The 15,859-nt window shown below is 32.3% G+C and carries 18 protein-coding genes and 1 tRNA gene; 11 read left to right on the plus strand and 8 right to left on the minus strand.

Features of this window, described 5'->3' with window-relative positions:
• The first annotated feature begins 1 nt into the window (after position 1).
• Positions 2-2,068 (plus strand): HAMP domain-containing sensor histidine kinase, encoded by a 2,067-nt coding sequence (locus tag HA152_RS08020; protein ID WP_209135340.1) that lies wholly within the window; start codon positions 2-4, stop codon positions 2,066-2,068.
• On the opposite strand, the gene kaiC is transcribed toward HA152_RS08020, so the two are convergent.
• Positions 2,065-3,594, minus strand: a complete 1,530-nt coding sequence (gene kaiC, locus HA152_RS08025) for a circadian clock protein KaiC (RefSeq protein ID WP_025923453.1) — start codon at positions 3,592-3,594, stop codon at positions 2,065-2,067. The genes HA152_RS08020 and kaiC overlap by 4 nt on opposite strands.
• 70 nt (positions 3,595-3,664) lie before the next feature.
• Complete coding sequence (gene kaiB / locus HA152_RS08030) at positions 3,665-3,982, minus strand: circadian clock protein KaiB (protein WP_025913788.1); 318 nt, start codon at positions 3,980-3,982, stop codon at positions 3,665-3,667.
• 143 nt (positions 3,983-4,125) lie between these two features.
• Here kaiB and rplU point away from each other — a divergent pair, with 143 nt between their 5' ends.
• Entirely contained in the window at positions 4,126-4,566 is a 441-nt protein-coding gene (gene rplU / locus HA152_RS08035) for a 50S ribosomal protein L21 (protein ID WP_209135341.1), read from the plus strand.
• Between the two features lie 9 nt (positions 4,567-4,575).
• On the plus strand, positions 4,576-4,836 hold the full coding sequence (rpmA, locus tag HA152_RS08040; RefSeq protein WP_011863458.1) for a 50S ribosomal protein L27: 261 nt from the start codon (positions 4,576-4,578) through the stop codon (positions 4,834-4,836).
• Here rpmA and HA152_RS08045 read toward each other — a convergent pair.
• Positions 4,829-5,503, minus strand: a complete 675-nt coding sequence (locus HA152_RS08045; RefSeq protein WP_209135342.1) for a class I SAM-dependent methyltransferase — start codon at positions 5,501-5,503, stop codon at positions 4,829-4,831. The two genes, rpmA and HA152_RS08045, sit on opposite strands and share 8 nt — an antisense overlap.
• A gap of 142 nt (positions 5,504-5,645) precedes the next feature.
• On the opposite strand from HA152_RS08045, the gene truB reads away from it, so the two are divergent.
• On the plus strand, positions 5,646-6,563 hold the full coding sequence (gene truB / locus HA152_RS08050; protein ID WP_209135343.1) for a tRNA pseudouridine(55) synthase TruB: 918 nt from the start codon (positions 5,646-5,648) through the stop codon (positions 6,561-6,563).
• Between the two features lie 3 nt (positions 6,564-6,566).
• Here the strand turns inward: truB and HA152_RS08055 are convergent, their stop codons facing one another.
• Entirely contained in the window at positions 6,567-7,742 is a 1,176-nt protein-coding gene (locus HA152_RS08055; RefSeq protein ID WP_209135344.1) for a SpoIID/LytB domain-containing protein, read from the minus strand.
• Between the two features lie 88 nt (positions 7,743-7,830).
• Between HA152_RS08055 and rnz the strand changes: the two genes are divergently transcribed.
• Both rnz and HA152_RS08065 read left to right on the plus strand, forming a co-directional pair.
• On the plus strand, positions 7,831-8,769 hold the full coding sequence (gene rnz, locus HA152_RS08060) for a ribonuclease Z (RefSeq protein ID WP_209135346.1): 939 nt from the start codon (positions 7,831-7,833) through the stop codon (positions 8,767-8,769).
• 86 nt (positions 8,770-8,855) lie between these two features.
• Positions 8,856-9,404 carry a pentapeptide repeat-containing protein gene (locus tag HA152_RS08065; protein WP_209114534.1) on the plus strand — a complete coding sequence of 183 codons (549 nt, stop codon included), beginning with the start codon at positions 8,856-8,858 and terminating at the stop codon, positions 9,402-9,404.
• 9 nt (positions 9,405-9,413) lie between these two features.
• On the opposite strand, the gene HA152_RS08070 is transcribed toward HA152_RS08065, so the two are convergent.
• The 4 genes from HA152_RS08070 to serA form a co-directional block, all read right to left on the minus strand.
• Positions 9,414-9,782, minus strand: a complete 369-nt coding sequence (locus HA152_RS08070) for a hypothetical protein (RefSeq protein ID WP_209114536.1) — start codon at positions 9,780-9,782, stop codon at positions 9,414-9,416.
• 78 nt (positions 9,783-9,860) lie between these two features.
• Positions 9,861-10,160 (minus strand): ferredoxin, encoded by a 300-nt coding sequence (locus HA152_RS08075; RefSeq protein ID WP_209135348.1) that lies wholly within the window; start codon positions 10,158-10,160, stop codon positions 9,861-9,863.
• A gap of 136 nt (positions 10,161-10,296) precedes the next feature.
• Positions 10,297-11,208 carry a 50S ribosomal protein L11 methyltransferase gene (gene prmA / locus HA152_RS08080; protein WP_209135350.1) on the minus strand — a complete coding sequence of 304 codons (912 nt, stop codon included), beginning with the start codon at positions 11,206-11,208 and terminating at the stop codon, positions 10,297-10,299.
• An 18-nt stretch (positions 11,209-11,226) separates the two neighbouring features.
• Positions 11,227-12,813, minus strand: a complete 1,587-nt coding sequence (gene serA / locus HA152_RS08085) for a phosphoglycerate dehydrogenase (RefSeq protein WP_209135353.1) — start codon at positions 12,811-12,813, stop codon at positions 11,227-11,229.
• 99 nt (positions 12,814-12,912) lie between these two features.
• Between serA and HA152_RS08090 the strand changes: the two genes are divergently transcribed.
• The 5 genes from HA152_RS08090 to HA152_RS08110 all read left to right on the plus strand — a co-directional run bounded on the left by HA152_RS08090 (position 12,913) and on the right by HA152_RS08110 (position 15,622).
• Positions 12,913-13,479, plus strand: coding sequence for a hypothetical protein (locus tag HA152_RS08090; protein WP_209135355.1), 567 nt, complete (start codon positions 12,913-12,915; stop codon positions 13,477-13,479).
• Entirely contained in the window at positions 13,480-14,271 is a 792-nt protein-coding gene (locus HA152_RS08095; protein WP_209135357.1) for a photosystem II S4 domain protein, read from the plus strand.
• Between the two features lie 49 nt (positions 14,272-14,320).
• Positions 14,321-14,392: transfer RNA gene (locus HA152_RS08100), tRNA-Val, on the plus strand.
• A gap of 68 nt (positions 14,393-14,460) precedes the next feature.
• Entirely contained in the window at positions 14,461-15,078 is a 618-nt protein-coding gene (locus HA152_RS08105; protein WP_209135359.1) for a DUF1295 domain-containing protein, read from the plus strand.
• Positions 15,071-15,622 (plus strand): pyridoxamine 5'-phosphate oxidase family protein, encoded by a 552-nt coding sequence (locus tag HA152_RS08110; protein ID WP_209135361.1) that lies wholly within the window; start codon positions 15,071-15,073, stop codon positions 15,620-15,622. Before HA152_RS08105 ends, HA152_RS08110 begins: the two co-directional genes overlap by 8 nt.
• Positions 15,623-15,859: the final 237 nt, after the last annotated feature.

Genomic DNA, 15,859 nt, shown 5'->3' on the forward strand with positions numbered 1-15,859 from the left:
TATGGTAGATACCAATAATCGAGAAAATAGAAAATATAACATCAGTGAAAATGAAGATATGAATAGTAACTATTGGATTAATGGACTCATCGCTTGGTGGAGTGGATTCAGTTTAAGAACAAAGCTGTTAGCTATAGCGACTCTTGTCGTAAGCCTCTTAATGACAGGAATAACTTTTTTTGCATTAAATAGTATCCAAAGAGATGCAGGAATGAATGATACTAGATATGCTCGAGATCTTGGCTTATTGTTATCTGGGAATGTTACAGAATTAGTCGCTAATAACCAAAAAAAAGAAATTTCAAATGTAGCTGAAAAGTTTTGGAGATCAAGTCGAAACCTTCGTTATATATTCTTTACTGATGCTGAAGATATTGTTCAACTTGGGATACCTATCAGTGCAACACCAACAAGCTCAGACAGTCAGTTTCAGCTCACTCGAAAACTAAAACTACCTTCAGAATTGAAAAAGAGACCACAATTCCCATTGGTTAGGCAGCATGCGACACCTCAAGGTCAAGTAACAGATGTATTTGTCCCAATGTTGTGGAAAGGCAAATATCTTGGAACTCTAGCTTTGGGAGTCACTCCTAATAAAAAAGCATTAGCCAGTGCTGCCTTAACTAGAGAAGTAACCATTGCAGTTTTTATCTCTATTTGGGTTTTAGTAATACTTGGAGCTGTATTTAATGCACTGACAATTACAAGACCAGTCAGAGAATTAGTAAGAGGTGTTAGAGAAATTTCAAGAGGAAATTTTAAATCCAGAATTTCTTTACCCATGACAGGTGATCTAGGAGAACTCTTAAATGGATTTAACCGAATGGCAACACAGTTAGAAAATTATGACGAAGCTAATATAGAAGAACTTAAGGCGGAACAAATCAAGCAGCAATCATTAATAGCTACTATGGCTGATGGTGCAATATTATTGGACTCACAAGGCAAGATTGTACTTACTAATCCAACAGCAAAGAGATTATTTCGTTGGGAAGGAAGATTTCTAGAAGGAAAATATTTTTTAAATGAAATCCCCGAAATCTTATCCAACGACTTACATACAAATATAGAGTCTATTTTAAACAGAGAAAAGGAGAAGGACGATTTAAGATTCAGTTTAGGAGAACCAGCAAGAACCTTAAGAATTGTCTTGCAATCAGTCTTAGATACAAACAAAGTTGAATTAAAAGGAATTGCTGTGACAATTCAAGATTTAACTAGAGAAGTTGAACTTAACGCGGCACAAAATAGATTCATAAGCAATGTATCGCATGAATTAAGGACTCCACTTTTTAATATCAAAAGTTATGTAGAGACCTTACATGATTTAAAAGATCAGCTTTCCGATGAAGAACAAATAGAATTTTTGGGAATTGCAAATTCAGAGACTGATAGGTTAACAAGACTTGTAAATGATGTATTAGATTTATCTAGATTGGAGTCTGGGAAAATTGTTCAGCTAGAGCAAATGGACATAAAACCAGCAATAGAACAGACTCTTAGAAATTATAGACTTAATGCTTCAGAAAAAAATGTTTCACTAGCACATGAAATAGAAGAAACTATTCCTCCAATTCTTGGAAATTTCGATCTGCTTTTGCAGGTTTTTGATAATTTACTAGGAAATGGATTGAAATTTAGTCCAAAAAACAGTTCCCTAATTATAAGAGCTTATACTTGGCCAGATTCCTGTCCTGCTTTCCCTCCAAGTATTAAAAATGATGCAGCCCCTCAATGTGAATTAGTTTCACCACTCCCAAAAGTAAGAATTGAGATTGCTGATACTGGCTCAGGAATATCTCAGGCTGATCAAGAAAAGATATTTGATCGTTTTTATAGAGTAGAGAATTCTGTTCATACTGAGCAAGGAACCGGTTTAGGTTTATCAATAGTGCGCGGAATAATTGAAAAACACGGTGGGGAGATTCGTATGGCTAGTGAATTAGGAGTAGGAACAACGTTTTGGTTTGATTTGGCCTTAGCACAATCTGATAAAGATGAATTATTGACAAAAGCTATTAATAATTCAGATTCTTTTCCAGGTTCTGAAATTAAAGAATTTATCTAATTATTATCTATTCCTTTAAAAACATTTTGAACATTTTGATCAGGTACAACTCTGTGAGGGGCACCACTAAATATTTGCTCAAAATTAGAAAAAGAATCCCTTATTTCTGGGCCACTATTTGTGATGATAAATTCTCTTATTCGTTTATCATGCCATGATCCCCGCATTTTAAAAACATTTAAAGCTCTTGCCATCTCCCCTTTTATTTCTACATATTGAAGCAATAATATAGTGTCTGTAATTGTTGAAATATGAGAATCAGTTATAGAATGACTTCCCATAAATTCTTCTGCAGTATTAGTAAAAAAGCCTGCTATTTCCTCTTGTTTTGTATAACCGGTAACAGCAATTACAAACTGTCTAAATGCATTCAAACTTACACCTCTGGCTAATGCAGAGAGAGAATCAATTGCCATTCTTTTTGGTTTGAATTGATTGATTTGCGTTTTTATAATTTGTAAGTGATCCTCTAAACCAGTTGATTCAGGATATGCACAAATAATTTTTAATAATCCATCACTTTCCATTTTTTCAAAATCTATGCCCCAGCTAGTAGCATTCCTAAGCAATTGAGCCCTCGATTCTTCATATGCAAAAAGTATTGCTCTTTCATTATTGTTATAAGCATCTTCAACAAATTTTGATACAAGCATTGTTTTGCCAGTGCCAGTCGCTCCAGTGGCGAGAATAATGGAATCTTGAAAATATCCACCACCACACATATCATCAAGATCTTTAACTCCAGAGCTAATCCTGATATTTGAGGATCTCTGCGTTAATCTCATTGCTCCTAGAGCAAACACACTTATCCCATCCATTCCCATAGTGAATGGATATTCACCTTTCATATGTACAGTACCTCTTAACTTCAGAACTTCTAGAGTTCTTCTTCTCTTCTCTGACTCAAGAACATTTCTTAATAAGACAACATTATCAGATACAAATTCTTCTACACCATATCTGGCAATTGGTCCGTAATCATCCACTCTTTCAGTAGTCATAACTGTTGTCACACCTATTTCTTTTAATCTTGCTATCAATCTAAATATTTCCCTTCTGACAACATAAATTGCATCATACTGTTGAAAGACAGCAGTTATTGAATCTATTGCAACTCTTTTCGCTTTATATTTTCTAATTGCATAACTAATTCTCTCAATAAGACCAGACAAGTCAAAGTTACCAGCAACATCCTGACCATCAGGATCAGGAGATGCGTCCAAAATAAAAAGTTTATTTTGATCAATTAATTCTTGTAAATCCCACCCAAAACTTGCGGCATTTCTAATAATATCTAATGGTGATTCCTCAAATGTTACAAAGATTCCAGGCTCATCAAAATTGCAAATTCCATGGTGTAAATATTGCAGCGAAAAAACAGTTTTACCAGTTCCTGAAGTGCCACTAACGAGTGTACTACGAGAAACAGGCAACCCACCCCTACAAACATCATCAAAACCTTCTATTCCAGTTGGTAGTTTTTGTACTTGCATTTTATTTGATTTGCCAAATTTCTTATCATTCATAGTTTTATGCTAATTAAACTAAATAAAATATATTTTGAATTTATTGCTAATTTTAAAAGTTTCATATATTTTACTTATCTCCACTATATTCAGTTTCAGTTAATTCATCAAAAAGTAGATCTAAACCAATTAAAACTTTCTCTCTATCTGAAAGATCTCCTATTATTTTTCTAACTGGTGGCGGTAAAATTTTAGCTAACGTCGGAGTGGCTAAAATTTTATCTTCTTCTGCAAGTTGCGGTTGCTTAAGTACATCGATAACCTTCAAAGCATAAACTCCTTTGAATTCATTATCTAAAATTTCTCTTAAGGTATTTAAAGCTCTCATCGAATTAGGAGTATTTCCAGCAACATAGAGTTTTAAAATATATGTTTTCCTTGCTGCCATCGTTATAGTTCCTGAATTGATATAAAAGATTTAAAACAACCCTTGACTTATTACACTACAAAATAAGAAAATAAACAAATTACTATGATTGCTTATTGGGCTTAATCAAATTATTAATTTGAGCCTAGTAGCGTCTTTAAGATATGACAAATTCTAAAAACTCCTCAAACAATTCTTCTGAAAGTAATGAATTGTATGCAATAGCAGAAACTTCAGGTCAACAATTTTGGTTCGAAGTCAACAGATACTATGACATTGACAGGTTAAATGCAAAAGAGAAAGATAAGATAACGCTTGAAAAAGTTTTAATTTTGAAGGATAAAGACTCAATAAGTGTTGGTAAACCTTACGTTAAAGACGCAAAAATTGAATTAGAAGTGGTCTCTCATAAAAGAGATAAGAAGATTCTTGTTTACAAGATGCGTCCCAAAAAAAAGACAAGAAGGAAGATGGGACACAGACAAGAACTTACAAGAGTTATGGTAAAATCTATTACAATAGGTAAGAGTGCTCCTAAGTCTTCTTCTAAAAAGGAAACTGTCAAAAAGGAAACTAAACCAAAATCCGAAAAATCTACAAATTAAACAATTCTAATGGCACATAAAAAAGGAACAGGTTCTACTAGAAACGGAAGAGATTCAAATTCCAAAAGATTAGGTGTGAAAGCTTATGGCGGAGAAAAAGTAACTGCTGGATCAATTTTAATTCGCCAAAGAGGTACATCCTTTTTGCCTGGTATCAATGTCGGAAAAGGTAAAGATGACACCCTTTTTGCACTCAAAGAAGGAACCGTAAGTTTCGAAAGCATTAAAAGAAATTTAAGAAATAGAAAAAGAGTTAATATAGTTATCTAATTTTCTTATAAGCTCTTGTAGTTATAAGAATAGGATGAAATACTTCTAAAAAATTTGATTGAAGAGTCTCAAAAAATTTTTCAACAATTTGAATGTCGTCGATATGAAACGGATATTCATTTTTTTCTCCTTTGAAAAAATACCAATTAAATAAAGCAATAGAATTAGAATCCATAAACTCATTGAAAAGCTCAAGTTGTGAAGCTGGATCAGCAAGATGTTCCAAAACATCAAGGCAAACTATCGTATCAAATTTAGATATTTGTGTATCTTGAATTGTCTTGCAAAAAGTAAGTTTTTTTTCCACTCCTAATTTCTTTGCCCTGTATTCAACAAAGTTTCTATTTGTCTCATTAATATCTACAAAAAAAACATGCTCAACTTTTGAAGACATAGCGTTAGCCAAGGCATGCGTTCCAATACCTCCTCCAAAATCTAAAACCAAATCTCTAGAAAATCTCTGCTGAAGTTTTAAAGTATCAGCGATATATTCCCTACTCGTGAGATGCCAAGCAGCTAAATCAGCTACATGTCGATCTCCAACTATTTCAGTATAAAAATCCGAAACATCATTCAAAGCATCTCCAGGATGTGAATTTGCCAAATTCATCTTTGCATTTGCAAGGAATCCATCTAAATCACATTCTCTAATAGATAAGTATTCCATTAAATGTGATTTCAAATTAAAAGCATTGTCTAAAAACTCTTTTAAAATAAAATTATTGTTTTTCAATTTCTTTCTCTAAATTTCCAATATCAAAATCATAGGATGGTTATAAATCTTTCTCAAAGTATTCTTAATATTAAAAATGGAAACTAAAGATGGATTCTTAGTAATTAATAAAGATAAAGGATGTACTTCACATGATTGTGTTAAACAAATAAGGAAATTACTAAATACAAAAAAGGTAGGTCACACAGGAACTCTTGACCCAGAAGTTACAGGAATATTACCAATCGCGATAGGCAGTGCAACAAGATTTATTCAATATCTACCTCAGGGTAAAACTTACATAGGACAAATTAAATTAGGGATAAGAACTAATACTGATGATATTCACGGAGAAATAATTAATCAAAAAAGTTGGCCTAAAATCAGTGATGAAAAATTAGATCAATACTTAAATAGATTTAGAGGAATTATTAAACAAATTCCGCCGAAAGTATCTAGTGTGCACATCAATGGTGAGAGGGCTTATAAAAAATCTTTCAGGAATGAAGTTTTTGAATTAGCACCAAGAGAAGTAAAAATAGACGAACTTACTTTAATGAAATGGGACCAAATAAACGGAATAATAGAAATAAAAATTAAATGTTCAGCTGGCACATACATAAGAGCAATTGCGAGAGATTTAGGAGAAATTCTTAATTCCGAGGGTTGCCTTCTACAGCTAAAAAGAATTTCAGCTTGTGGCTTTGATGAACAAAACTCGATAAAAATATCTGATATCGAAAAAGATAAAAAAAACTCGAGAAATTTCATTATTCCAACAATTTCTGCTCTTAATCACATTTCATCTTTTGTCTTAATTACCGAAGAACAAATTAATTTTTGGCAAACAGGAAGAGCAATTAGAGTTGATATTAAATACTTCCAGGAAAACAAATCTTTTGACTACAAAAAACCCATAAAAGTAATAGATAAAAAACAAATACTACTTGGGATAGGTTTCTTAAATGAAGAGCAATCTAATATAAATCCAAAATTAGTCCTCAATGCTAAATAACTTCTATAGGTAATCTTTTCTAAAAGGTTTAACCTGCACACCCTTATAAAAATGCTTTAATATCCTTTCAGCTTTTTGACCTCTAGACGCCAGATATTTAGCTCCCCACTGACTCATTCCGACTCCATGACCTGATCCTTGTCCAAAAACTATCAACCCTTTCTTTTGAGGAGCATTGTTGTTTAATTCTTCCTCAAAAAATTTAAATCTGATAAAATTACTGTTCAGGCCTAATCTTTTTCTAAAATCTACCCCAGACATTTGATCAGAACCATAAGCCCCAATAAGTTTTAAATTTTTTACCCTCCCTGTACTAGTAATATCTAGAATCTCTATATTTTTTAAACCTCCAATCTTTGGAAATAAATTTATTAATTCATTACTCGAAATTTTTTTTTGCCATCTAAATTTTGGATTATTTTTATCAAAATCTTTCACACTTGATAAATATGGATATTTATTTTTCCATACATCTTGACTATTTTCTGTCATTCCACCTGAGCTGCTATGAAACAAAGCATTAATTAATTTATTTTTATAAGTTAAAACCAAAGATCTTGTACTTTTAACGGCTCTGATAGTTTTATAAGTTCTTGATTCCAAGCCATTATAGACTTGATTTTTTTGGGTTGAATCTATATCAAATAAATTATTTCCCTTTTGCTTTAAAGCATAAGTTCTTGAGGCAATTGCTTGTGCCTTTAATGCTTCAATAGGCCATTTTGTTGGCATTTCTGAACCCACTACGCTATTAAGGTATTTTTCTATTCCTAAAACATTTACTACCAATATTTCAGAATCAGCTACAAAGAGATTAAGCTTACCGGCAAATCTCTTCTGACCTACCCAAATACCTCTTCCATCGGAAGAACTCACTTGAAATTTTTGATTACTTTTTAAGTCATATTTTTTTTGTTTATTCTTATCAAAATATAAAATTTTTCTATTTTTCTCATTTTTCAAAGTTAGACCTTTTATTCTTTTGCGTGAAAAAAATTTACCCTCTATTGTTAAAGGAATTGATCTATCTGATCTGATCCTTAAATTGTTATTTTTTGATATCAAAACTCTAATTATTGGTTCTCTCGATGCAAAAACACTTTCACTCTGAAAAATACAAATAAATAAAATACTTATCAGACAACATTTTCTATAGTTATTTTTAAATTTAAGTATCACTTTGTTTAAAAACAAATGCTTAATTTGCCTAAGTTTGACTAAAAGTCTAAATTTAATCCAGATATAACAATAAAAATATCATAAATAAGTGAATATCACCTTCTTAGGAACAAGCTCAGGTGTCCCATCCTTAACGAGAAATGTTTCTTCCCTAGCACTTAAATTATCACAGTCATCAGAAGTTTGGCTTTTTGATTGCGGAGAAGGAACGCAACATCAAATAATGAAAAGCAATATTAAATCTTCACAAATCAAGAAAATATTTATTACTCATATGCATGGTGATCATATTTATGGTTTGCCTGGACTTTTAGCCACCTTAGGTTTATCAGGTAATAGTAAGGGAATTGAAATTTACGGTCCTTCAGGGTTGCGAAGTTTTATAAATTCATCACTTAAAAGTAGTTTTTGCAAATTGTCTTTCCCGTTGCATTTTGTGGAAGTTGAAGATTTTGCATCAGAAAATAAAATCCTATTTGAAAATAACAAAATAAAAGTAAATTGCGCCTGCCTTAAACATAAAATACCTGCTTATGGTTATCGAGTAAGTGAAAAAGATAAGCCAGGCATATTTGATATCAAAAAAGCAGAGTCTCTAAAAATAGCCCCTGGACCAATTTATTCAGAACTGCAACAAGGTAAAAAAGTCGTACTAGAGGATGGTAGGGCATTTGATGGGAAAGATTTCTGTGGACCACCTAGAGAGGGTGAAAGTTTTGTTTATTGCACAGATACAGTCTTTAGCGAATCGGCTGTTTCACTATCAAAAAATGCCGATTTACTCGTACATGAATCGACTTTTTCAGAGAAGGATGAAAGTATGGCCTACGAAAAATTACATTCCACAACAATCATGGCTGCCAAAACAGCATTATTATCTAACACAAAAAAATTAATTATTACTCATTTAAGTCCAAGATACACTAATAAAAATTCAATCACACCAAGCGATTTGCTTAAAGAGGCGCAAAAAGTTTTTCCAAATACTCACCTCGCCAAAGATTTTCTAACTGCAGAAATTAAATAAACTGCAACAGTTCGTTAGCAGGAGCGTTGTAAATGACCAACCCATGAAATAATAGTCTTAGGTTTTTCTATTTGACGTCGATCGAAATGGTCTCTATTTTTTCATCACTACATAAGTCTTTCAAAAGACTATTTATTTTTCTTCCTTTAATTGTTGGTTTACTTATTAATCCAATTTCTGCTAATGCACTTTATCCTAGTGATCCTTCATCAGTAGATGGATTGAAAGAAGATCTTCATGGAGCAGATCTTCAAAATAATGAATTTGTAAAATATGATTTATCTTATCAAGATTTAGGAGAGGCTAATCTTCAAGGCGCCTATATGAGCGTGACAACTGCAAAGAATTCTAGTTTCAAAAGCGCCAATATGAAAGATCTTATTGCATATGCTGTACGTTTTGATAATGCTGATTTATCTGATGCGAATCTTACAAATGGTGAGCTAATGAAAAGTGTTTTTGATGGAGCAATTATAGATGGTGCAGACTTTACAGATGCAAATCTTGATCTTTCTCAGAGAAAATCATTATGTGAAAGAGCTAGTGGAACTAACCCACAAACTGGAGTTAATACAATTGATAGTCTTGAATGCACTGGCTTAAAAGGTTACATGCCACCAAAGCCAAAAGCATAAGATTTAAAGCTAACTAACTTCAGATGGGAAGATATTACCAGGCTCTTTTGAGTCTGGTTTTTTGCTATACCACCATTCTTGTATATCAGAAGAAAATTTCTTCGAAAAAAAAGTAATAACTGTTTCAACAGGTTTTGATCCAGGCTCCAAAATCTGAACTGAGTAAGATGGGCATTTTCGTGAAGCCATATCAGCAACGAACCTAGAGCCTATTCTTCTCCAACTAGGCTCCTTACTTCTCCAAGCAAGTCTTGAACAGGGCCAGGGTAACTCTTCCCTATCATATAGTCTGCAACATGGTCCAATTACCCTATAACTGTACTGACCTCCATAACTTGATTGAACACTACCAGTCTTGAAAAATTCAAATTTATTCATCCATAAAAAAAAGCCACCTTTATAGAGGGTGGCAGAGAAATAATGAATAATCAACTTAGAAAAGTTAATTTTTTATAATTAATACAATTCTTCCTCAGAATGAGTTGTAATTGTTACGTCAGATGTTGGATAAGCAACACATGTAAGTACAAAACCAGCTTCTAGTTGGTCATCATCCAAGAAACTTTGATCTGATTGATCAACACTACCTGAAGTAACTTTTCCAGCGCATGTTGAACATGCTCCAGCTCTGCAGGAATAAGGAAGGTCTATACCTTGTTCTTCAGCAGCATCAAGGATGTACTGGTCATCAGGTACTTCGATAGTTGAATTAAGACCTTCACCTTCGTTGATGAGTGTAACTTTGTAAGAAGCCATTTAAAAAAAAAAAATTGTTGGTAGTTAATACCTATCAACTACATTTTTAACATCGATTGGGTCGATATGTGAGATTTTGAAGTAAAAAATGACACAATAAAATGTATGAAAGAGTATCTATAAGAAAAACTTATACTTAGGCTGGATCGCTAGTTTTTTGCGCAGAAATGCATGCCCAATCTTTTCTAGTTGATACATCCAATAATTTCAAGTCATTCTGAATTAATATTTTTATAATTTCATCCTTTTGTGAATTCAAGATTCCACTAAAAATTACTTCTCCATTGTTTTTCAAACACTTATAAATATTTGGAATCATTTCTTTTATTACTTCAGCAAGAATATTGCATAAAACAAAATCAAATTGTTTAAGTTGATTTTTTAAAATTACTTCATTAAAAGGTCCCAAATATGTATTTAAGTTTTTTAAATTACCGAAATTTAGTTGAAAATTAGAGTTAGTTGAATTTATAGCTAAATAATCATTATCCACTGCACAAACCTCCTCTGCGCCAAGTAATTTTGCGGCGACACTCAAAATCCCGCTACCACTCCCAATATCCAATACCTTTTTATCAGAAAATAAAATATTCTCCATTTTTTCCAAGCAAAGATAAGTCGAAGGATGACTTCCTGTACCAAAGGCTGCTCCAGGATCAATTTTTATAATTTGTTTATCTTTAAATTTTTCATTTGGATTTATCCAACAAGGCAATATTAAAAAATGATTTCCTACTAATTCAGGAGCCCAATATTTCTTCCAGCTTGTTAACCAATCCTCCTCTTTAATAATACTCCAATCAAAAACTTGATTCTTAGTGGGATTAATGTTTAGAAGTTTGCTAATTATTTTTTCAAAACCACTTCTAGAACTCTCGCCCCAATCATCAATTGGAAGCCATATATTCACTTCTTTTTTATTTTCATTTTTAATTAAATATTCAAATGAAAAACTTAATATTCCCAGATCATTTAATTTCCAAATAATAATTTCTTCAGAATCACTTTCTATTAGAAAAGTTAGTTTATACCAATCTTTAGTTTCCATTAATTAGGACAAGCCTCTTCATAAAGTAACTGGATTAGCGTTGGTAATCCCATCTACTTCAATAATGGTGTCAAGCAACTTATTAGGTATTGGATCATCAATACTTAGAACCATAACAGCTTCTCCTCTAACAATTTTGCGCCCAACTTGCATTGAGGCAATATTTACATTGTTGCTACCTAATAAAGACCCCAGCTTGCCAATAATGCCTGGCATATCTCTATGCCTAGTAACCAACATATATCTGCTTGGCGATACATTAACTGGGTATTGATCAATACTAATAATTCTTAATTCCCCATCAGCAAAAATGCTTCCTGCTACGCTATGGTCGCCATTATCTCCATAAGTGGTTAACTGAAGCGACCCACTAGCAAATTCAGGTCTCGCCTCATCTTTATTCTCGACTACCGAAATACCTCTTGAATCTGCTTCTAGCGAAGCATTCACATAATTAATCCTATCCCCTAAAGCTTTACTTAAAAGGCCTTTTAGACTAGCTATTATTAATGGCTGAGAAGGATGTTGAACAAATTCACCTTGTAGCTTTACTTCTAGTTTCTGTATCTGCCCACCTGAAAGCTGACTTATAAGCAGACCCATTGTTTCAGCCAACTGCAAATGAGGTTTTAGACTATCCATAATATCAGGGCTTAAACCTGGAATATTAACTGCAGTTCTAGCAGATAAACCAAGCAAGACATCTCTGATTTGTTCTGCAACATCAACAGCTACATTTTCTTGTGCTTCCCGAGTAGATGCTCCTAAGTGTGGGGTAAGAATAAGATTCTTTTCAACCTTCAAAAGTGGTGAATTAGATTCCAAAGGTTCTTTAGAAAAGACATCTATTGCAGCACCTGCAATCAATGATTTATTTAAAGCTTCTGCTAATGCCTCTTCATCAATCAAGCCTCCTCGAGCACAATTAATTAATTTTGCGCTACTTTTCATAGTTTTAAGGACGTCTATATTTACTAAATTCTCTGTCTCTGGTGTGCGAGGCAAATGCAAAGTTACATAATCAGATTGTTTGAATAAATCCTCTAGTTCAGATAGTTTAACTTGTATTTGTTGAGCTCTTTCCGTTGAAACAAAGGGATCATATCCGTAAACTTCCATTCCTAATGCATTAGCAACTTTCGCTACATGAGCACCAATTTTCCCTAAACCTACTACACCTAATTTTTTCTTATAAAGCTCATTACCAACAAATTTCTTTCTTTCCCATTTACCTGACAAAGTACTACTATTAGCAATTGGAATATGTCTAGATAAAGCCAACATCATAGCTATAGTATGTTCAGCAGCAGCTATTGTGTTACCCCCGGGAGAATTAACAACAAGCACTCCTTTTTGCGTAGCAGCCTTAACATTTACATTATCAACTCCAACTCCTGCTCTTCCAATAATTCTCAGTTTACTTGAAGAGTTAATAATTTCTTCAGTCACTTGAGTGCCAGAGCGAATCATTAAAGCATCATAATCTTTAATAATGGAAGCTAGCTCAGAGTCTGAGATTCCTATCTTCTGATCAACCTGAGCAACTTGTGAAAGAATATCAATTCCTGTTTGATCAATTGGATCTGTAATGAGAACTTTTGTCATTTAAGATTGGTTCTTTAATCTTTTACTTTAACTTAATCTATAGTGTATGTATCTTATTTTATTAATTTGAATAACACACAAACATTTGAGGATTGAAATTTGACTAAAAGTATTGTGATATTTGAAGACATTGATAAATGTATCAAACTATTTGAAGTTTTCAAGGAAAAATCAGTAATGCTCTCTGAAGCTATTTTGATCCCACCAATAAGTGAGAAAATATCATCGGATGAAACAGAATTGCTAAGTGCGAAAGCAAATATCTTATTCAAATCTCAAAATTTTGAAGATATAAGAATTTTAAATCCGAAACTTGATAGAAAGATTAGACAAAAAGCAATGAGTAGATGGCTAATGCCATTTGGTTTTATAGCTGGAATAGCTTTTTCTAATATGACAAATTTATCTACTTTCGGTTTTCTTGGTTTGAATAACATCGGTGAATCCTTAATTGGAGGTCTTTTAGGAATGGGCTCAGGATATTTAGGTAGTGCCGTTTCTTCTGCAAGTATCAACATCAATAGGAATAAAGAGTTGAGATCAATTATTAATTTAAATAAAGAGGGTAGATGGCTTGTTCTGCTTGAAAATCAAATTGGAGCTGAATTACCATGGGCTTTGATTAAACAATCAGAAGCAAAAGATATAATTTTTTTAGAAGGCTAAATGATTGACCTAAAAGAAATCTTAATAAATTCAAACTACAAAAAAGAAACTGAGGAATTAATAAATATTGCTCACTTAGCTTACAAACACTGGGAAACTTATTGGACTGGTTTTAATTCAACTTATGTTTGCGAAGAGATTTTAAAAGATTTTGAAAATTTAAATGATTTCAAATTTTTTATTTATGGAGGATTCTCCTCTTCTCAAAGATCTAGGATAGCTTGCTTTAGAGGAGATAATATTCTTGAAGAGGATGCGCTAAAAAGTAATTTTCCAGCTCAAGGAATAAAAATTAATGGAAATTTTTTATTTGATAATGCTACACAAGATGATTTTAGATCCCTCTTGATTGAAAATGGGGTAAATCAAATAAAAGTTGGAGATATATGGACTATTGGTGATAGAGGAGCACAAGGGATAATTGATAATTTAGATATTAAGCATCTAGATGAAAAGATTTTTTATTTGAGAGACGTAAAAGTAAAAGTTAATGTAGTAGGTATAGATGAATTACAAATACCTTCTGGAAGATCAAAAAAACTCGTCAATACAGTAGAAGCTTCAACAAGATTAGATGCTATAGCTTCAGCTGGCTTTAGGGTATCACGAACCAAAATCATTGAAAGGATAGAAAATGGAATGCTCAGATTAAATGGAAGCAAAGTTAATAAGCCAACTATTAATCTAAAAATTGGCGACAAACTAGAACTTGAAAATAAAGGATTTATCGAAATTCTAAATTTAGAAATAACCAAAAGAGAACGATGGAAAGTTAAATTACTTAGAAAATGAAACGCAACCTGCTATTTTTTTATAAGGGGGATTAAAAATTCTTCAGTTTGGGCGATTAGCTCAGTGGTAGAGCACTACCTCGACACGGTAGTGGCCACTGGTTCGAATCCAGTATCGCCCATTAAAACTTTTGACAACCAAGGTTATATCCACAGAAAATAATTCTATTTTTTAGATTATTAAAAAAAAATGAAACTTAATCAAATAATTAATCTACATAAGGGGCTTACTGCATTTGTAGTTATAGGTCTTATGATTTTTTTTGATAATTTTACGATCGCTCCCTACGTTTATTTAGCTCTGCATGGTACTTATGGATTACTTTGGCTTTTAAAAGAAAAGATATTCCCAGATCCTTATTTTAAAGAAAAAATCAATTTTTTAACTTCAGTTACTGGTTTTATTTTCCTAGGAAGTTACTGGGTGGCTCCATACATTCTTATCTCATCTCAGAAATCTGTTCCAAATTTCGTAATAGCTGCTTCTGTATCTATAAATATAATTGGTGTATTTCTACACTTTGCTAGTGATGCCCAAAAATATTTTTCTCTTAAATTAAAAAAAGATCTAATTAAAGAGGGATTTTTCAAAAATATAAGGAATACTAATTATCTAGGAGAAATACTAATTTATCTATCATTCGCCATACTTTCAATGAGTTTCATTCCATTAGTAATTCTTGCAATATTTTTCTCTGTAGTTTTTCTGCCAAGAATGATGAAAAAAGATAAATCGCTCAAAAAATATGATTCATTCGAAGAATATAAAAAGAAAAGCGGTCTTATATTTCCTAAATTAAATGCCTGATAACAACTTACCCAGTTGGAGGCAAGATTTAAAATCTTCTAGAAAAAAAGAGGGCAAATCACCCTCTAATAGATGGATACAGCTTGCAACAGTAAGCCAAGAAAATGAGCCAAGATTAAGAACAGTTGTTTTCAGAGGGTGGAATAAAGATAGTTCAATGATTATTTTTACAGATAAAAGAAGTGAAAAAATTGGGCATTTAAAATCTAACCCTAATGCAGAAATATTATGGTTCTTTATGAAAACCAAATCACAATTTAGATTTAAAGGGAAAATAAGTGAGTTAAATGATAACAAAAACTATTGGGATTTATTATCAGAGAAATCAAAAACTTCTTGGTTTTGGGGATCTCCTGGAGAGAAAATAAACCCAAAAGTCCAATCTACCCAAGAAACATTATCCAATCTACCCAAGTCAGAAAATTTTGTTGTTCTAAATTTTGAAATCGATTCAGTAGATCTTCTTAAATTACAACAGCCTGTTCATAAACGATATCTTTGGGAAAAGATTAAGAAATGGGAAAAAGTTGAAATTAATCCTTAAATATTTCTATATTGTATATTTAGGTTGAAAAACATATAGTGATCAGTCAGTTTTAAAAAAGAAGTATTATTTATATGAATTTCTCAGAAATTCCAGAAAACCCTTTTATTTTTTTATCTTGGGTGACTGCTATAGGGCTGTTTATAAGTCTTTCTGAAGCAACAATTAAGATAAAACTTGAGAAGAGAAACAGTTATCGAAAAAGGTTAGAGCTAATCAATAACCTTTATCCTAAAA

The organism is Prochlorococcus marinus XMU1412, assembly GCF_017696315.1.
In the GTDB taxonomy this organism is placed as follows: Bacteria; Cyanobacteriota; Cyanobacteriia; order PCC-6307; family Cyanobiaceae; genus Prochlorococcus_A; species Prochlorococcus_A marinus_AF.